Below are 18,530 nucleotides of genomic sequence, written 5' to 3' on the forward strand. Positions count from 1 at the left end.
CGCCAGGGGATGTCGCAGACGCAGTAAGCTATCCGGTCCGTTTCAATGGCAATGGCGGCAATTCTGGTGCATCCAGGCCGCGAAACGGATCACGCCAGGCGTCGATCTGGTTCAGACGGTCGGACCAACGTTGTATGGCTGGATAATCTTCAAGCGGGACGCCTGCAACGTCGTTGAACGGCAAAAAGGTCGCCATGCGAAAATCGGCGAATGAAATTGCTTCTCCGAGAAGCCACAATCGATCGCGGAGTTCGCTTTCGAGAATGACTGCGGCTTTGTGAAACTTGCGAAGGCCCGCTTCAACCATCTCGTTGTCACAGGACCCAATGCCGTAACGCAGTTTCGTTCCCCGCTCCCAATGCACGATGTCACATGCCTTTACGAAATTTTCCTTTGCCCAGCTAATCCAGCGTATCATTTCCGGCTCGTCATCGTCGGTTCTCCAGAGATTCGACCCGGCCCGGCGCGAAAGCCAGCACGCAATTGCATCACTTTCCCAAAGCGTCCGATCGGAGCGCTCCAATATCGGCAAGAGAAGGTTCGGATTGAGTGAGATATATCGTTCCGATTGGCCCGGAGCCATTGGTTCAGCAAATTCGAACTCAATCTCCGAATTCAAGAACCGCGCAACCGCGACTGCGAGCCGTGGATTGGGATTTCTGCTGTAATACAATTTCATGAGTATCGCCTCGTGGTGTCATTACAGTGCAAAGACGACTGAAGCTTCGGCTATTCGACATCGCACATCGAAAAAATCTCATCAGGTCCTTGCTTGCGGACACTTAGCCCACCTTTCCAGGACCACGGGAGACGACGATCGGACCCATGACGCTGTTGCCGCTATCCCACCCCAGTCGCAAGATAATCTGGAAATAAGAACGCTGTCTTGCAGGTGGAGACGACAACTTCGCTGCGTTGGCGAGGGCGTTGGAGCCGTAAGGGTAGGTCGCGTCTTAGTACCTAGGATGTATTGCACAGTGCAGCGGCGGCTTGCGATCACTATCCAGTGGAACTTAATCTCACTTGATCGCGTTCACATGCTATCCAATAAGGGGTTAATCGTGGACACTAATCTTCCTCTCGCCGCCTTCGCTGCCACCGTTTCGTTCGTCTTCATGATCTGGGCGATGGGGCGGGCGTAGCAGCTCTTCGCGGGTCGTTTGTCAGGAGACAATGCGGCTTTGGCGAAGGGGTCTGGAACTTCCATATCGTTCCCAGGGAGGAATTTGCATGGAAACGCAGCCGCCCTTCAACGTCTCGGTAAGCTCCGAACAGGGCCAGTACTCAGTGACTGTAGTCGAGAGCGGGACGGTGACGGAACAAATCTCCTTTCCAATCAAAAAGATGCGGAGGATTACCGAGAAGAAATGAATCGCCGCCTGTCAACGAAATACGCCATGATGGGCAGATAACCCCGCCGAAGGCGAGTTTGGGCGTTAGGTCACAAAACCCGACCGAACCTGACAGGTCATCCCGACCACTCTGATTGCGACGAAAGTCCTGCGGATTTCGCGCCTGCGCTCACGGAAGCGGCTTCACAAGCCGAAGGCGGTTGCCCGGCGAAAACGCGACGATCTTGTCTTGCTCGAGCGCGGCAAGGACTGCCATGATCTCCTCTTGGGAGAACCCAGCTGCATTAAGTGGAATCCCAATGTCGAACAGGTTGATCGTCATATCGGGCTTCAGCTTCAGCGCGCGCAGCTTTTCGGTCACGGCAGTTTCGGTGTCTTCAAATCGGCTCATACTGCGTCCTAACAAACGTCTGGTCGGAAGAATACCCCCACGGACGGCCGGTCGGTCCGCAAAAGAGGCATTATAAACTGCCTACGCGGCGCCCCCTAGAATTCGGCCAAGGCCGTTTGAGCGTCCAACGCCGCCTTGAGCAGATTGGTTCCAAATCGCACCACCCGATTCACAAAAGGCACCAGAGCGCCGGCGTCGGATTTCCGAGCGATCTCGTGCGAGCGCTGACGGGAACCAGGCCTTGCTATGGTGCAGTTGGGGGAAGCTTCCACAGTTCCTTGAACGCTATGCTGTCTAAGAATGCCGATGCGTTTACGATCTTGCCGTCCTGAAGGTCGAGGAACCAGGCATAGGTATTCTTGTAGGGTTTGCCGTCCTTGGCGGTGCCGGCGGCATCAAAGAAGACGACGACTGTGTCACCCCTTGGCATACATATTCCGATCGCTGGCTTGTGGCCGACACTCATGCGAGCATTGAACGGCTTGATTACTTCGCTGATGAAGGGGTCCCGGCCGGGATAGGTTTTGGACGCTGCGGAGTTGCCGGTGATTGTCCATTTGACGTCAGTGGCGAGCAGGTCGTAAGGACTTCCCGTGCCAGCGGCCCAAGCATCGAACGCTTTCTGCACAATCGCCTTATTTGGCGACTCGTCGGATGTCATTGCTGCTCCAACCTGGTTTGCAGTCAAAAGAGACAGGCCGAAGCCCGTGGTAATCGCGATCTTGCGGACACCGGCGAACGCCTCGAATTTTATCGATCGCCGCAGAGGATTCTTCACTCTCTACGCAACTTCTCATTGAGCGATGCGCGGAATTTCGCTTCTACTAAAATATGCCGACACATCGATCATTTCCGCCGCCACGATATCAGACCAAGAGGCAAGCACAGCCACTTTTCACCATGCAGACTTTCTACATGGCGATCATCGTTGCTGGACTTGCTGGCTACGTCGGAACGGACCTCTTATCCTCATCGACGGCGTTTTCTGTTTTCTCCAGCGCGTGCAATATCAAAGGGAACGTTAGTATCGACACTGGTGAGCGGATCTATCACATCCCAGGGCAAGAGTACTATGACGAGACCAGGATATCATGGGGCCACGGTGAGCGATGGTTTTGCAGTGAGGCCGACGCGCGAGCGGCTGGTTGGCGCAAGGCGCACAGATGAGAATCCTCCAGCGGGACACGGGCTTGCTATTTTAGTCGGGGCGCAAGTATTTTTTCGATAGATTCAATACGTTCATTACGTCGCTCAAGCCATTTGTTTCTGCCGCGCTTTTCGCCCGCCTTGGCTTGGCGGCTAGCTTGTAATTGCTCGATATACACAGCATCGGTCTTTTCATTCGAGAGCCGGTCGAAGATCCAGCAGAACGACGAATGCAGCTTCCCTTCCGAGTACTTCGGCTTGGCCGAAGCGCTATCTTGATCAAGAATGTCCTGTAAGACAACCTGATCCCAAATCTCGGGATCCTCGTCACAGCGTTCTTTCCACAATTCCAACAGGTCTACGGTAGCAGGCGTGTCATTCAGAAGAATGGTCGCAGAAATCAAGCGCCCCTCTTCGCGATACACCGCTACGTCGCACTCGTACCCGATCAGAACTGGCCAAGGGTTGCGATGGAAAACTGAATCAACGTCCACATACAGCAGCGGGCCGCGATGTTTTCTTCGCGCCTCCAGGAGAAACGTTGGCTTCAACGCCGCATTGCGCACCCAACTTCCGGCGCTCTCGATAGCGGTCGTTTCTACATCGAGCCCAAGGCGTTTCGCGGAGGCCTCCATCCGTGCGGCTTCTTGCTCGTAGAATGAGTTCGAGGTGTAGAACGCGACGATATTCCCGTCCACGGCTGGGGTAATGATAATTTCAGAGTCCATTGGGAACGGAATGACGTGCTTGCGATACTTGGATTTTGACGCGCTGAACAAATCGATGAACTGATAAAAAAACTTGGTGGTCATTCTAAATCCAATACAACGGTAAGCGTGAATGTGGCTCGCGTACCGCGGCAAGCCCACACATTCAAGGTGGGCCGAAGAATATCCGAGATATTGGTGGTAGTGTGTCCGTCAATCTTCACCCTCTATCGAATTTAGGGGCAGGTCGAACCGAAAGCAGGCATAGCGACTTACCAGTTCAAGGCCGATTTCACTTGTCCGGCGGTGAGGGGCGGAAAGATTAACGATGGATCACGACGTAAAGGCCGACCCACTCGCAAGCCTGCTAATCAATCGCACCGACCTCACTGGCCAGCGGGCCCAGAGCGCGTGAGCGATGTGGGGGCTCATCCCAGTCGTCTCCTTCCAACAAATCAAACTAGACAGCTGGCAGACAGCCACCGTCCAGCCCCTCCACAATGGCCACCCGGTCGACATGACCCTGTTGCTCGACGTCCTAATCGATCTGCCTCACATTGGCTAACGCTGGCATCACGTTCCCACCCACCGGGGCCGGGGTGATGGTGTCCTCTCGCCGCTTTCGGTCGCGGACTAACCCTTCGTTCGCCTGCCCCATGGGATAGCACGAGGGATCGACCGTGAACTGTAATAGGGATAGGCCGCCAAACGAGACCAAGGCAATGGCGAGTCGCATCGCAACGAGCCCCGCCGCGCTTGGCAAGTCGTCCATTTGATATGTGATGCCGGGCGCTTCTGTGTCCATGCCCCCATGCTAGCCGTGACTGAGGAGAAAATGCCCGATCGAGTGACGCTGTCATCTCGAAAGAGCTTTCTGTTGGGAGATTTGGAAGCGGAAAAGCGTCCTTACTGCATCACCTTAAGTTCTTCTTCGCTGATCAGGATGAGAAAATGTTCATCGTCCAGCCGATGAACGACGTCACCATCTTCCGTCAGGTAGTCGATCCTACCTGCTGTCAGGTCGCCGAGCCTGTTGCGATCTGTTCTGACCTGCTCAATGACAGTGTGCCGCCTGCCTGACCGGCCGGAACATTGAAATCGCCTTGTCTCTTGATAAGCCGGCATTTGGTTTCCCCCAACAATTCGGATTCGATTGGTACTGTGCGCAGGAGCTAAACAAGGACGGGGCCGGGTGAGCGTCGGCCCAGTTAGAAGTAACTCGAAATCACGTCCTTCAATTCGCGGTGGGAAATCCCATACGCAATTAAAGGTGCAATTACCGCGAAAACGATAGTCGCAATAAATATCGCGCCAAATAATGCAAAAGTATTCCTGTAAATGCGTAGTATTTTACCGAATGAGGCTCGGTTTGACCGCCTCACCATCGTCTTCTTGATGGCGCTGATCATGATCGCCAACGCCTGGGAGCCGGGGCCTGATCCCCTCGACAAGGCGACCGACAACACCGTCGTCGACTTGATCGGCTCGGTTCTCGTTATCCTCATCCCCGACAAGGACAAAACGAAAGCCCGACAAGTGAAGCAAGGGTCCGACCTCACAGGTGGCCGGACCCTCCCAGTGCCGCCTCAGGTCTAGATGAGCACGGCGGGGGCCGAGTTAGTCGATCGGAGATGTCCGGTCAATCAAGAAACCAGGGCACGCAGCATTAAAGGGGCAGGGAAATTGTCACCAACAGAAGACGGGCGATGCATCGCGAAATCGGCATGCCAGCTGCGAGGGTCGACGTGATCCCTGAGGAGGTTGAACGATCGGAGATTAAATCCGACGCTAGTCGCGCCTCCATGCACCGGCGGATGGACGAGATCGTCGATGGGGTGAGCAAAGTCGAGTTGATGACCGGGGCGGTTCAGGAGAACGGCGGTAAAATGCCGCCGGTCACCGACGACGTGAAGCGATGGAAGCTCATGGGGGTCGGGGGGCATGGTACTAGGCATCACCTTTGGTGACGTAGGCCGGCGGGTCGTGATGGCGGTTTTCGGCCGTTGGTCACCGTCGACATCTGTCGGTGACGGCAGACAAACCCAAGGTACAACTTACTGGAATAGCTTCAGGATGCTACCTGGAGTGCTGTTGGCTATCGAGAGCGCTTGTACCCCCAACTGCTGTTGAGTTTGTAGCGCTGCAAGCCTGGATGACTCCACCTCCATGTCCGCGTCCACCAACCGCCCTATCCCGGATGAAATGTCGTCGATCAGGTCGTTTGCGAATTCGGTCTGCATCTCGATGCGGTTTTTCAGCGAACCGAGGATGGCCGCCCCATCGATGACCCGCCCCAGCATGCTCTCTACACTGGCGAGATAGGCATTGACCATGCCGGGATTTTTTTCAACATCGACGGCCTTCAGGCCGCTCATCGGCAAGGGCTCGATGTTCACGATCATATTCCTGAACCCTATCTCGGTCTTTGCGCCGTTCAACCGATCGTCGAGAGGGTCCGATCGTACGAGAATCTGCGACCCATTGGCTTCGATAATGGTATTTGGACGGGTGATCAGCGTTTTCAGGACCGTCACCATGTCATCGGCCGTATTGATCCATCCGTCCGTCGTCCCGAGGATGGAATTGATCGTGGTGCGATCGATGGTGTGGGTCTCGGTAGCCTCATCGTTTACGCCGAATGTGAAATTCAACGACACGTCGCGGTAGATTTTGAAGGGCGTGAAATAGAGCGTCTGGACCGAACCGAGCGCTCCATAGGTGTTGACGTTTCCAAGATCGCCGAGACTTGTGCTGGCGCTGTAGTTACTGATTTGCATTTGGGAGCCATCGAGACCCGAGGTTTCCAAGGTCTGGATCTGGTACCGGTCAGGGATGACGTTTCCATATTGATCCGTATACCAACTTGCGGATGCACCTGTACCGGCAAGGGCCGCATTCAGCACCTTAACCATCTGGACATTGTCGCTGATCGTGCCGTCAGAGCGGCCAAGGGTCGAGTTGATCAGCGCCCTGTCTATGGTGACGCCAACCGTCTGGAAACCCGGGTTCAGGGGCGAAGACAGCCCTTGGCTTGGGTTATCGCCGTCGACCGTGACATCGAATGTGATCTTGTCCGTGTTAGAGAACGTGACCGGTGCCGTGAAATTAAAGCTTTTCCCTGCCGCGCCGCCCGGCCACACATTCGTCGTAGAATAGTCATTCGTGATGTCGGTGGTGAAAAAGTTCTCGTTTCTCATGCCGCCGATTGTCAGCGGACTACGCGGATCACCATCGAGGATACCACCGCCCTCTTTATTGTAGAGAGAGGTCATGATCTGGTCGAGGGACATCATGTCGACCTTCACCGTCCCGTCGGCGTTCCGCACGAACGACGATACAAGGCTCGCGGATCGATCCTTCGGATCCGCTTCATAGAGATCGTGGACGTCTGTGTTCAGCCAATTCACGCCATTGAAGGAGGCTGAATTGGCTATGGTGACGGTCTGTTGCACCAGTTGCGCGATCTCGTCCTGAACCTTCGACTTGTCAACGCCGTCCTCGGTTGCTGCAACCAGTTTCGCCTTGATCTGGCTCAATACGGTTCCCGTCTGCTCCATCGCCTCATAGGCAGTATCGGCCTTGGCGGCTGCCAATCCTAACGCATCTGAGACGGCCGAAACCGCAGTACGGTCTGACCGCATCGTCGTCGCAATCGACCAGTACGCGGCATTGTCGGAAGCCTTCTCAACCCGCACGCCTGTGGAGACATGCGTCTGAGTGTCGTGAAGCTTAGAGCCAACCGATCTCAACGTTTGGAGTGCGGCAAACGCAGATGTGTTAGTAATAAGCGATGTCATGAAATGCCTAATTGAAACGTCAGGTGGATTTTAAGGGAATCATCGACGCTTCATGCATCTTGTGGATGTAAATCTGAAATATCGAGGTTAACAAATAGTGGCTACACTGAAAGAAGTGTGATTGCCTAAACATCCCCGCAGCGTTCGTAGCCAAGTAAAGCAGCCCGCGCTCGCTGCCGAGGATGCGGACCGCCGTGCCATAACTCTGCCAGACGCTCTCTAGTCAACGGCAGTGTAGCGGCTCCGCTGATTGTCCTCCAAAGTCTCTGAAGGTCTGGTCAGTTCAATCAGTTCGCAGCCGGGATCAGGCGTGCAGCTGAACTGGAGCCATTAGTATCGAGAACCACCCATTGCCATTCACCGTCGATCAGGCGGGAAGCCGGAATGTGGTTGTGCCTTCGGTCATGGTGATCTCCTTTTGCTCAAAGATCACAGATTGCGCCGCCAGGCGTCCTCTCGCAGAAATGCGGTTATCGCGTGAAAAACCCCCCGCATCTGCTGGTTGCGGGGGTGGAGTTCACGAGTTGGATGCTCCGAGGGGTTTCGGGTCTCGAAGCGTCCACTCAACTATTGAGGTCGGCGATAGTTCCCGAGGTCGCAAAAGAGAACCCCGCCCGGTGGAGGCGCGGGGCTCTCAGGCGACGAGACAGGTAAGGAAGTACAGGAGAGTACCCCTGCCTCGCGCACGGGAAACGCGTGTGCAGAATTTCCGTTCCGCGGCTACACAAAAAAAACCCGCAGCGAGGAGCCACGGGGCTGGAGTGTAGGAGTTAGCGCCACAATCGGGGAAGAGGAACGTGGCGTCAAGCTAACCTACCGTGACTGGTAAAGTTCCCTTGGTTGCAAAAAGAAGCCCCGCCGTGAAGAGAGCGGGGCAGTTGGGCTGTCTGAAGGGAAACACGAGGGAAGTGGGTACCCGCGTTTTCCAGCCCACCGAACATCCCTGGGCATCAATAGTTCCCGCCCCATAATTTTTGTTTTGACTCGCCTAGACGAAAACGAATCAATCGCCATTTGGTGGTTCAGTGATGTCAAGGAGTTTCGAAAATGGACGTCGACCTTCCTGTAATCATTAGTCCTCTGGACGTTGAGATCGACGGGATTGGGAAGTATCGGCACGCCGACACGGTCCGGGATCTCGTCGGCATGATGATTGGCGGGAAGTGGCCCGAGGGAGGCAGGCAGTTCCACAATTCACTCTGGATGTCCATGGAAGCGATCGAGTGGTATGTGGACGCTGAGACTGCTCGCCGAGCTTTCGTCGATGCTGCCGACGAAGTTGGTATGCACGTCTTTGCGGAGATGAAAAAGGCCACCTGATAAAAGAAGCCCCGCGTGGCTGCGGGGCTGGAGATGTCTTGTTGAGCGGCCACCACTCGGTGACGCCCAAAGGCTAATTCCCCAGTCGCTCCATTTCAAGCTTTTATTCAACTCTTTCTGATGTCGTGCATAATGGCCAAGGCTCCACGATCGAAACCGCTTCTCGCCGGCGACAAACCGATCCGTTCTCGCGCGCGCAAGCCGCGAGATCCCTCCCAGCCTAAGCTTCCTCTTGACCCGATGCCGGCTCGCATCGAGCCTTGCCTGGCGTTGCTGAAGCCGTGCCCGCCCATCGGGCCAGAATGGACCTACGAGATCAAGTGGGATGGATACCGGATCGCCGTCCACCTCAATAATGGACAAGTACGAATTCTCACGCGTGGCGGCCACGACTGGACGCATCGCTTTCCCGCTATCCAGGCCGACGCCAGGCGCCTAGGTGTCGGCTCTGCGATCCTCGACGGTGAAGCCATTGTGCTCGATGATGAGGGGCGACCCGATTTCGGAATGCTCCAGCAGTCGCTGGGTGGTCGAGGAGGGAAGCTCAACTCCGGCGCTTCGATCATGTTCGCCTTTGACCTCCTCTACTTCGACGGCCACGATATCCGGGAAACGCCGCTCACAGGTCGGCGCTTCTTCCTTGAATCGCTCCTGAAGAACGAGCGGGGCGCCATCCGGCTTTCCGAAGAGATTGACGGCGACGGCCGCTCTATCTTCAACGCCGCGTGCGAGCACGGCCTCGAAGGCGTTATCGCCAAGCGCAAGGACAGCACCTATCGATCGGGCCGTCTCGGTGATTGGCTGAAGATCAAATGCGTCCAGAGCGACAGCTTTATTGTCGTGGGCTATGAGCTTTCGATGGTGGCGAGGGGAGGCATCGGCAGCCTACTTTTGGCAGCTCGGAAGGGCGACGATTGGGTTTACGTTGGATCAGTCGGTACCGGCTTCAACGAGCGCAGCGCCGAGTACCTGCGGAAGACGCTCGATAGGATCAAGCGAAAGTCTCCGCCCGTCAGATACGAGGGGGGGCGCAAGGATCTGGTGTGGGTGCAGCCGACGCTGATCGCCGAGATCGAGTATCGAGCGTGGACGCATGATGGAAAGCTTCGTCACGCCTCGTACAAGGGGCTGCGTGAAAAGCAGGACAACGCGGCGGTCTATGAGTTGGCGGATCCGCCGTCTAATGGCTCACCGGCCTGATCTTTTCCCGCAGTATGTATCTGGCGGAGGCAAAGCCTCATGGGCCTGCGCTAGTGCTTCCAACCAAACGGCCAAGCCTGAAGGAATTTCCTCGTTTCCAGCCTCCAGCGCCTCGATCCAGGAAAGCTCGCACTGGAGAGCTGAGGCAATGTTGATCTGGGTCCACCTGATGTGGAGCAGGCATTCGCTGAATCGTTCCGGGGTCATGGTTACGTGCTCCTAGGTTTCGCGGGACCCTCGTCGCGCGCCCTCATTTCGTCCCAATGCGGATAGTGCTCCGCACACCAACGGCGTGTTTCGATGTGCTTGGCGGAGGCATGCCCGAAACCTCCCCACTTACCGCCGCCGGTGACCGAGCAATAGTGGTTCACAAGAACGCTATCGGGTCGGCTTGGTCTTATCGTCTAGGTCCATGGCTACTTCTTGATTTCGTTTTAATCGAGGAGACGATGATAATAAGCCTCGTCTTTCCGCATAGCCTCCCGGCCTTCGGCTTCATAGCCTTTATGCGGTAGCAGGCGCTTTGGCACTGTAGGGCATGCCCGGACCAGAGCCACATGTTTTATTTTTGCAATTCCGAGCGAGGCCCGCCAAATGGTATCGCGGCCGCGAATATCCAAACGGCTCTGGCTGAGATCGGAAACGAAAAGTTGCGTTAGCTGGTGGAGCCATGACGGGAGGCATCGTCTCCTTGAAAGGGACCGTCGCGGGCTTAACCCTGCTTACGCGGTGGAGATCCGCCGTGCATCGAAGTATGGCTGCGTCCCAGGTCCAAAAATGAAGTTCGATTCCGGCGCGGAGCATAGCCGACATATCGGCTCGCCAACCAGACGAAGCCCACTCGCCCAAAGGGGCGAGGGGCTTTGTTGAATGTGGCGGACATCGCGTCAGGATGTCGATCATTCGGGTGGCTGCCTATCCGATCAGTAGCATTCATTCTGGAAGGGATCGACGTAGTGTTCATGCCACCAGTCCGGATAGCAAGTATCCCAACCATCATCGCGGAACCGGTGGAATCCCCGATGGCTAAATCGGCCGAAATTGTGAGTTGTGTTCTCGGCGAACGCGTTGTGGCTCGTAAAGTTTCCACGACCAAAGCCACCGAAGTGGTCTGCACCTATCGCATGGCCAAAACTTCCGCCACCTTCATGGCCTCCACCTCCTCCGTGACCGCCGTGGGCCATCGCCGGCGACGAGGCGACAATGGACGCGAGTGCTAGGGTTGCAGCGATCAATCCGGTACTGGCTGTCTTTCTGAATGACATAGCATTCTCCTTTCAAGACGATCTGCACCCAAAGGAACAAACCGTGCGAGAATAATAGCTCACGGTAGGTCGGACGGAATCACACGAAGGTGTAGTGTGACCGATACGAAGGTGGCCATCTGGCGATAGATCGGTGAGATCAGGCAGGCAAAAACCAAGACGGATTTCGGCTGCTCCCAGCAACGACATCCAGCTAATCAGAGTCGCCCTGGTTTATCCAGCGGGCGGCTTTCTTGTTTTCTATTGCGATGAAACCATCTCCCGCCTTCAGGCGTTATAGGCTTGAAATAAATGGAGAATGTAATGAAGAGACTAATCATTGCGGCCGCTCTCGCGGCTTCCTCAATTGCTGCAACGACGGTTCCCTCTTTCGCTGATAGCGTGACAATTCGCGTCGGTGAGCCAGGCCATAACAACCATCCGTTCTATCGAGATCACTATCGCCATGACTACCGCGACCACCGTCGCATCCGCTACGAACGATGCTGGAAGCAGTCTTACCAAGTTCGAAGCCATCATCATGAAATAACCAAGTACCGCACAGTTTGCAGGTAGTCGTAATTTCTATCAGCAAACCACGCCGCCCATACCCTAGTCGGTTGGGCGGCTTTTCCTTTTGATGAGGTGGCTGTTCGTCCATGGCTTGCTTCACGATTGGCAAGGTCAGGTCGATATCCGCGCGGAAGCGGCTGTCCTGTCTTGAGATCTCGAGCCGTCACATCGTTTGAAGGAGACGGTGCTTTTGCCAAGACTACTGTCTTGTCGCTGGGCTCTTCAGACCAAGCGGCCCGCGCTGATGGTTTGCCGGGACAGGCGGGCCGCCGTGCCATTATAGCACTCGGCGTCTGGGGGCAGGCGCCGAAAATAGCCTGCGCCTTCAGTCGAGATGGGTCAATGTCGCTGCAATGGCTGCGCTGATTTGTCCTCGGGCTAACGAGTTCTCTCGGTTCCGATCTTGACTTGCCATGTTGGGAAATGGCACGAGAGCGACCTGAGTTTAAGCGCCATATCTTTCGAGCGTCCCTTGCGTATTATTTCTTTGTCCAGCATCCCACCTCGTTTCGATAAACTAGGTCCGACCTTGAACAGTCTCGTCAAGCAGATAGGTCCGATCAACGAAATCAGGCTCTATATTCCGAAGCGATATCGGCGGTTCCCCGAGTATGACGGATCGCTTCCTGCCGTTCCTGACGGCATTACAATTGTACGGCCAGACGAGGATATGGGGCCGGCGTCCAAAGTGCTTTTCGCTGCTCGCGAGTTCCGGGGAAAGGACGTGCAGATCCTCTTTTGCGACGACGACAAGGTGTTCGAGCCAGATTGGGCTTCCACGCTGTTCACGGCCCAAAAACAGCGTCCGAACGAATGTGTCGCGCTTATCGGGAAAGACGTTCCATCGGACTTTGCACAATCGACCTCGTTCTTGCCGAAGGCAGTACGCAAACGAAAACTGACCTTGGCGCTTCGAGCTCGTCGCCTTCGCTACAAAGTCGCCAAAAAGGTTTTTCGCGATGCTGGCGCCCGCCGACCGATGCCGACCCTCATAGAGCGGGGTGGTTATACGGATGTTTTGCAAGGCCTCGGCGGCGTTGTGGTCAAGCCCGAGTTCTTCGACGATCTCGCCTACGATATTCCTAAGGTTTTGTGGGCTGTCGATGACTATTGGCTCTCCGGGATGCTTGCCCTAAAGGGCATCCCGATCTACCTTCCTGCCGGGCTTGCCGAACCATTCTCGACTGACGCCACCGAGGTCTCTTCACTCTTTTTGGCAACGATTGAAGGCGCAGATCGCGTGCAGGCCAACCGTCGATGCATTGAGTATATGCAGGAGAATTTCAATATCTGGCGGTGATGCAACTGCATCTGCATCTGTAGTTTGTTTCCCTAGGGTCGCGGTGAAAACAAATCTCCCCAGACCGCCCTTTTTCTGCCATGCAGTGGTTCCAGCATCTATATTAGCTCGATCAGCTTGGCATCCCGCCCACGCTGCGTCGCAGGCCAGGTACCGTCAGCGTACCGGAAGGCGAGGAACAGGGTCGCGTCTCGATCATGGCTTTTTCCTTTGCTCAAGGAACACAGACCGGGCAGATAATGGTCTAGTGCAGAAATGCGGGGGAAACCCCGCCCGGTGGACGAGCGGGGCTCTACCAGACGGTTTTGGACATCAGGAGAGACCGCCTGGTCCCGTGCTCGTCAAACTCCCACACTCGACGTTGGTTCCCCTCCGAAAAAAGAAGCCCCGCTGGGAAGAGAGCGGGGCAGTTGGGCGATTATAGTCAGAGGGAACGCGCCGGGAGCGGGGATTATGCGCGTTCTGACACTAGAACCTCGGTCGAAGTGAATAGTTCCACATTTTGAGCTTTCTTGCGCATGTGGTAGCGGTAACCTGGCTTATCCGTACGGCTTCCTCAGAGATTGTGGGCCCGTAGCATTCCTCGACCATCCGCATCGCCTCCCGATCTTCAGGTTCGAACCCTGATGCGGCAGTAATCGTTTCGGTACTCGTGGCCCATGAGCGAAGAGGTTGCTGGCAGCCGCATGCCGATGGGTTCGAGGTTCGCACTCGCCCGAGCGAAGAGATGAAATGGCGCGCTGATCGCTCGCCGCGTCAAGCTCGTCCAACCATCCCCAGCGCCCGCATAAGAAGCCTTCAGGGGTTCAACGTGCAGCCGTTCATCGGAGGTTAATGGCTATTAACCGAGACTCATATCCTGAAAGGATGTTCAGATGAAGAAGCTTTTGTCCGCACTCGCCGCCATGATGATGGCTGGATCTTTCGCCCTACCGCTTAACGCTGCGCCGATCGTTGTGCCGAACACAGGCCCGGTGCACGCCACCGACGTCGAGCAGATCAAACACCGCGGCCATGGTAATGGATATGCACATGGCCACTATAAGCATCGGCGATACGCTTATCGCGATTGCCGGTATTATGGTTCTTGCTCCCGCCCAAGATACTACGGCGGCTATCCGAGGTATTACGGCTATCCGCGATACGGGTATCGCGACTATTACCCCTACCACCGCAGATCGGGTGTGGGCGTGTATTTTAACTTCTAGTCCCTAGTGCCATCTTGGCAACCACACAGGGGCCGGCAGCCCTTATGCCGGCCGATGCTGCTGAGGGAATCAGGGCGTCTATGCCCATTGCCACACCGGGTGAATTAGTGATCATACTTCTCGCCTGACGCGCTCAGCGCCGAGAAATCGTTGGGGTTCACGAGCCGCCGGTGCGCGCCACATAATACTTTCCGTTTTTAAACGACGTCAAAAGCGCGGTCCCGCAGAGGTTGGTTGTGATCGGCGTTTTCTTATGCCTTTTCCCATTGACCGCCATCCTCCTCACCAGCGCCGTCCTGGTCGGGTGGTATGAGTTGAGGCAAGATTCGCCATTCGTGCAAAACCCGACTTGCTACAGGTGTGCACCCCCGGTGTGTAGCTGGGCCGACCGCTCGGGACGCGTCAGCTATTGGTTGGCTTGGCCTTATAGTCTATGCCCATGGGCTATTTACTAATTCCGCTGTTCGCAAGGAGGCGATCGTAATTCCTCAACGTTGCCCATCACAGTTGCCTAGCTTCCCACTCGGGTCGCAATATGCCCATCACTGCCGTGTCCCACCTCTCATCGCCAATCCTGACAGATGATCGCCTTAGTCCCTCATGACTAAAGCCGACTTTGTTGTAGGTTCGGACAGCCGCAGTGTTCCAGCTATATACGTTGAGTTCAGTTCTTTCGATCGCGCGATAGGAGAAAGCTTGCTTGACCACCGCCTCTAATAGAGCGGACGCATGCCCCCTGCCGCGAACCTCAGGCGCAATGATGACCCGAGCGACACGCGCGACGCCATTCTTCCAGTCGAGAGCAAGCTGCACATGGCCCAAAAAGGTTTGAGCAACGTCTACAGCCATCCAGCACAGACGTGCTGGTGGTGTCGTTTTCCCTTCCTCCACCATCTGCTCAAGTTGATGTTCGGTTAATGGATAGGTCAGATCAGGTCCGCCCCATTGCACCAGGTCGCGCTCGCTGCGAAGCCAAATGGTGAGGGTTGGGAAATGCTCAGGCTCGAACTCGACCAGCCTTATCATTCGGTTTTCAAGCGTTAGCAATCTCACAAGATCCATTCCCTTGGAGAAGCTGTATCATCTTCTCCTGCATTGCATATAGCGAGGCAACCAAGGCTTTCGATTGATCAACTCGACATAAATGATCTTCTACGCGATGTTCCCTTTGCTTATCTCCCCTCCGGCCGTGAGGAGGTAAACGTTTATGGCGATATGCAGCAAGTGAGCCTTCCTAGTAGGGAAAGCCGTCGCGTTTGTTCCGCTTTTCGATCGGTTGAAAGTAATCTCGATGTTCTCGTAAACGGCGCCGTGAAAAGATACGATCTCACAAAAAAGCTCGCTTCGGCGGGGCTTTGAATTCCCGGCATCTGGCGCGTCTCATCGACGGCAAGGACTTCTTTATTCCTCCTTCAGAACCAGGTTACACAGCGCTCCCAATTCTCAGAAAAACCTCGCGCGATAGGGATTTATCACGCCGTTCTCGCCAAGGCGGGCCGCAGAGTATCCGAGATATTGGTGGTAGTGTGTCCGTCACCCCTCCATGCCGAAAGAGTTCGGCGCGTCGCGCCGTCTACTCGATGAGGATGAGAAAGACGGCGCGATGGTGCTTGTTGGGCGATCAGCTGCGTCCGAACTCATCGACAATGCGGATGATATCATCTTCGCCGAGGTAGGATCCCGTCTGCACCTCGATGAGTTCGAGCATGATCTTGCCGGGGTTGGCGAGGCGATGGATTTCTCCGAGGGGGATGTAGACGGATTCGTTTTCCCTGAGCATCTGCACGTTCTCACCGATGGTGACCTCGGCAGTGCCCTTGACGACGATCCAGTGCTCGGAGCGGTGGTGGTGCTTCTGCAGTGACAGCTTCTTGCCCGGGGTGACGAAGATACGTTTGACCTGGAAGCGGTCGCCGTTCAGCACCGAGGTATAGCCGCCCCAGGGGCGGTAGGAGGTCGGATGCGTCTCGGTCAGCTGCGACGTCGACGGCGTGGCAGCGAGCATCTTGACGATACTTCCGACATCCTGGCTGTCCTGCAGCCGGCCGACATAGACAGCGTCCTCACTCGCGATGACGGCGATGTCGTCCATGCCCTGGACGGCGAGGTGCACGCCATGGGTCATGATCAGCGAATTCTTGGTGTTGACGACGGTGGTGTTGGCTGCTGCCACGTTGCCGTCGGCATCGCGCGTACCGCTCTTCCAGACGGAATCCCAGCTCCCGAGGTCGGACCATTTGAAGGGCGAGGGAACAACGGCGGCGTTACTCGTCTTCTCCATGATGGCGTAGTCGATCGAGATGTTGGGGCTTGCGGCAAACGCGGCCTTGTCTAGGCGGATGAAGTCGAGATCCGTCCTGCCGTTCTTTACGGCCTCTTGCGCTGCCTTCATTGCCTCCGGAGCGTATGCAGCCATCTCTTCGGCGAAGCGCGAGACGGAGAACATGAACATGCCGGAATTCCAATAGAATCCGCCGGCAGAAAGCATCTCTTCGGCCTTGGCAAGTGGAGGCTTCTCGATGAAGCGCTTCACCGTCTGTGCTCCTGTTGGCAGGGCCTTACCGCCTTCGAGGTAGCCGTATCCGGTTGCCGGCTCGGTCGGCTGGATGCCGAAGGTCACGAGCTTGCCTTCGCGGGCCGTGGCGGCTGCGATGCGGACACTGTCGAAGTAGGTGTCGTCGGCCACGATCTCGTAGTCGGATCCGAGCACGTGCATGATCGTGTCTTCATCAAACTGTTCGCGGACGAGCGTGGCTGCCGCTGCAACGGCAGCAGCCGTGTTGCGGGCAACCGGTTCAAGCAGGATCATCGATAGCGCGACATCGACTTCACGTGCCTGCTCGGCAACGAGAAAACGGAATTCCTCATTAGTCAGAACAACGGGAGGCTCGTAGAGTGTTGGATCGGAAACGCGTAGCAGCGTTTCCTGAAACAACGTCTTGTCGCCGATGAACTGAATGAATTGTTTTGGGGCTGCCGCGCGAGAAAGTGGCCAAAGGCGGGTACCTTTGCCGCCGGCCATGATCACGGGAACGATTTTGTGCGTCATCTGGAATGTCCTTGGATGTCTCTTTGCCTTGTCAATCAATTTGCGTTCGCCCACCAGCGGATGCGCTCCAATCCGGCATGCAGCAACGCCACCGCCGCGGCTTCATCCTCCGCCTCGACATAGCAACGCATCTCGGGAGCATTGCCGGAAGGGCGCAGATGGATGATGCGTCCGCTCTTCAACGTGACACGAAGCCCGTCGAGATCGCTGATGCTTGCGACGTCGCCGACCGGCTGCAGAAACGCGGCAAGGTTGGCAGGATCGGCACGCAGATGCGCCATCAGCCGCGCACTGGTTTCGACTGGAAAATTCTCAAGCCTATCGGCTGCGGCAAACGCCAGATGGTGGGAAGAGGCGATAGCTGAAAGCGGTTGGCGCCTCGATGCCGCAAGCGCGAGCGTCGCCAGGATCGGTACGAAGCAATCGCGTGTCGGCAGCGCGTATAGGCGGTGACCGTTGATCTCGAAGTCACTCGCGGTCAATACGCCGCCGTTTGCTTCAAAACCTGCGACGCGGTTCTCTCCGGCCGCCAGCGCCTCCTGCATGCCCGATATCACAAAGGGAGAGCCGACACGGGTGCGAATGACGCGGAAGCGACCGGCAGTCTCAATACCCGAATTCGAGGTAACGGGCGTCACCACTGCTGTGGCTCCGAGGAAGTTTGCGGCGATCAGCCCGAGAAGATCACCACGCAGCGGCGCGCCTGTCTCGTCGGCAACTAGCGGACGGTCGCCGTCGCCGTCAGCCGAGACCACGGCGTCGAGACCATGCTGGCTCGCCATCTCCCTGAGCTTCAGGATCGTTTCTTCCGAAACGGCTTCGGTGTCGACGGGGATGAATGCCTCCGACCGGCCAAAGGCCACGACGGCGGCACCGAAATGCTGCAGGAGATCCACCAGCAGGTCTCGGGCAACCGTGCTGTGTTGGTAGACACCGACCTTTAGCCCTGCCAGTGACCCTGATGGCAGAATGCTGGCATTGCGTTCGCGGAAGGCAGCCAGACACGCGGCGGAGCGGTCCTGCGGCTCTGTGTTGCGGGGCTCAAAGGCAAAGCCGGCGCGATCAAGCTCCGTGGCGGCGGCAGTAATCGCCGCTTCATCTGCCTTGTCGATTTCTCCATCCGGGCGATAGAACTTTATGCCGTTGCGGTCAGCCGGAATATGCGATCCCGTCACCATAAGGCACGCCGCCTTTTCCCGGAGCCCTGCCAGGGCAAGCGCAGGGGTCGGCACCGTGCCGCAGT

18 protein-coding genes and 1 pseudogene are annotated in these 18,530 nt (G+C 56.4%); 7 read left to right on the plus strand and 12 right to left on the minus strand.

Annotated elements, in window-relative coordinates; translation table 11 throughout:
* Positions 1-28: 28 nt before the first annotated feature.
* The 3 genes from JNB88_RS29290 to JNB88_RS29300 all read right to left on the minus strand — a co-directional run bounded on the left by JNB88_RS29290 (position 29) and on the right by JNB88_RS29300 (position 2,521).
* On the minus strand, positions 29-679 hold the full coding sequence (locus JNB88_RS29290; protein WP_220358518.1) for a glutathione S-transferase family protein: 651 nt from the start codon (positions 677-679) through the stop codon (positions 29-31).
* 842 nt (positions 680-1,521) lie between these two features.
* Positions 1,522-1,743, minus strand: coding sequence for a hypothetical protein (locus JNB88_RS29295; RefSeq protein ID WP_037138223.1), 222 nt, complete (start codon positions 1,741-1,743; stop codon positions 1,522-1,524).
* Between the two features lie 244 nt (positions 1,744-1,987).
* A complete protein-coding gene (locus tag JNB88_RS29300; protein WP_420832229.1) occupies positions 1,988-2,521 on the minus strand; it encodes a nuclear transport factor 2 family protein in 534 nt (177 codons plus the stop codon).
* Positions 2,522-2,658: 137 nt separating this feature from the next.
* Between JNB88_RS29300 and JNB88_RS34795 the strand changes: the two genes are divergently transcribed.
* On the plus strand, positions 2,659-2,910 hold the full coding sequence (locus JNB88_RS34795) for a sunset domain-containing protein (protein WP_476705534.1): 252 nt from the start codon (positions 2,659-2,661) through the stop codon (positions 2,908-2,910).
* Between the two features lie 26 nt (positions 2,911-2,936).
* Here the strand turns inward: JNB88_RS34795 and JNB88_RS29305 are convergent, their stop codons facing one another.
* Complete coding sequence (locus JNB88_RS29305; RefSeq protein ID WP_220358519.1) at positions 2,937-3,701, minus strand: putative nucleotide-diphospho-sugar transferase; 765 nt, start codon at positions 3,699-3,701, stop codon at positions 2,937-2,939.
* An 801-nt stretch (positions 3,702-4,502) separates the two neighbouring features.
* Positions 4,503-4,721 carry a hypothetical protein gene (locus JNB88_RS29310; RefSeq protein ID WP_220358520.1) on the minus strand — a complete coding sequence of 73 codons (219 nt, stop codon included), beginning with the start codon at positions 4,719-4,721 and terminating at the stop codon, positions 4,503-4,505.
* A 213-nt stretch (positions 4,722-4,934) separates the two neighbouring features.
* On the opposite strand from JNB88_RS29310, the gene JNB88_RS29315 reads away from it, so the two are divergent.
* Together JNB88_RS29315 and JNB88_RS33945 are read left to right on the plus strand one after the other, a co-directional pair.
* On the plus strand, positions 4,935-5,192 hold the full coding sequence (locus JNB88_RS29315; RefSeq protein ID WP_220358521.1) for a hypothetical protein: 258 nt from the start codon (positions 4,935-4,937) through the stop codon (positions 5,190-5,192).
* Between the two features lie 110 nt (positions 5,193-5,302).
* Complete coding sequence (locus tag JNB88_RS33945) at positions 5,303-5,563, plus strand: DUF1515 family protein (protein WP_223217377.1); 261 nt, start codon at positions 5,303-5,305, stop codon at positions 5,561-5,563.
* A gap of 87 nt (positions 5,564-5,650) precedes the next feature.
* On the opposite strand, the gene JNB88_RS34315 is transcribed toward JNB88_RS33945, so the two are convergent.
* Positions 5,651-6,889: a flagellin gene (locus JNB88_RS34315; protein WP_476705535.1), complete on the minus strand. Its 1,239-nt coding sequence runs from the start codon at positions 6,887-6,889 to the stop codon at positions 5,651-5,653.
* 111 nt (positions 6,890-7,000) lie between these two features.
* Positions 7,001-7,393, minus strand: a pseudogene (locus JNB88_RS34800) (flagellin N-terminal helical domain-containing protein); the annotation flags it as partial.
* Positions 7,394-8,440: 1,047 nt separating this feature from the next.
* Between JNB88_RS34800 and JNB88_RS29335 the strand changes: the two are divergent.
* Together JNB88_RS29335 and ligD are read left to right on the plus strand one after the other, a co-directional pair.
* Positions 8,441-8,713 carry a DUF982 domain-containing protein gene (locus JNB88_RS29335; protein ID WP_220358522.1) on the plus strand — a complete coding sequence of 91 codons (273 nt, stop codon included), beginning with the start codon at positions 8,441-8,443 and terminating at the stop codon, positions 8,711-8,713.
* A 132-nt stretch (positions 8,714-8,845) separates the two neighbouring features.
* On the plus strand, positions 8,846-9,913 hold the full coding sequence (ligD, locus tag JNB88_RS29340) for a non-homologous end-joining DNA ligase (protein ID WP_220358523.1): 1,068 nt from the start codon (positions 8,846-8,848) through the stop codon (positions 9,911-9,913).
* Here ligD and JNB88_RS33955 read toward each other — a convergent pair.
* Positions 9,902-10,120, minus strand: a complete 219-nt coding sequence (locus tag JNB88_RS33955; RefSeq protein ID WP_223217378.1) for a hypothetical protein — start codon at positions 10,118-10,120, stop codon at positions 9,902-9,904. The genes ligD and JNB88_RS33955 overlap by 12 nt on opposite strands.
* A 716-nt stretch (positions 10,121-10,836) precedes the next feature.
* Positions 10,837-11,178 (minus strand): hypothetical protein, encoded by a 342-nt coding sequence (locus JNB88_RS29345; protein ID WP_220358524.1) that lies wholly within the window; start codon positions 11,176-11,178, stop codon positions 10,837-10,839.
* A gap of 1,024 nt (positions 11,179-12,202) precedes the next feature.
* On the opposite strand from JNB88_RS29345, the gene JNB88_RS29350 reads away from it, so the two are divergent.
* A complete protein-coding gene (locus tag JNB88_RS29350) occupies positions 12,203-13,030 on the plus strand; it encodes a glycosyltransferase (protein WP_220358525.1) in 828 nt (275 codons plus the stop codon).
* Between the two features lie 875 nt (positions 13,031-13,905).
* Positions 13,906-14,238 (plus strand): hypothetical protein, encoded by a 333-nt coding sequence (locus JNB88_RS29355; protein ID WP_220358526.1) that lies wholly within the window; start codon positions 13,906-13,908, stop codon positions 14,236-14,238.
* 501 nt (positions 14,239-14,739) lie between these two features.
* Here the strand turns inward: JNB88_RS29355 and JNB88_RS29360 are convergent.
* The 3 genes from JNB88_RS29360 to JNB88_RS29370 all read right to left on the minus strand — a co-directional run.
* The gene (locus JNB88_RS29360) at positions 14,740-15,264 is read right to left on the minus strand and encodes a GNAT family N-acetyltransferase (protein ID WP_222858177.1); all 525 of its coding nucleotides are present in this window, start codon (positions 15,262-15,264) and stop codon (positions 14,740-14,742) included.
* A 595-nt stretch (positions 15,265-15,859) separates the two neighbouring features.
* The gene (locus tag JNB88_RS29365) at positions 15,860-17,287 is read right to left on the minus strand and encodes a mannose-1-phosphate guanylyltransferase/mannose-6-phosphate isomerase (RefSeq protein ID WP_220358527.1); all 1,428 of its coding nucleotides are present in this window, start codon (positions 17,285-17,287) and stop codon (positions 15,860-15,862) included.
* 35 nt (positions 17,288-17,322) lie between these two features.
* Positions 17,323-18,530, minus strand: a 1,208-nt coding sequence (locus JNB88_RS29370; protein WP_220358528.1) for a phosphohexomutase domain-containing protein, incomplete at its 5' end; no start/stop codon positions are given.

This window comes from Rhizobium cauense (assembly GCF_019511525.1).
GTDB classification, from domain to species: domain Bacteria; phylum Pseudomonadota; class Alphaproteobacteria; order Rhizobiales; family Rhizobiaceae; genus Rhizobium; species Rhizobium cauense.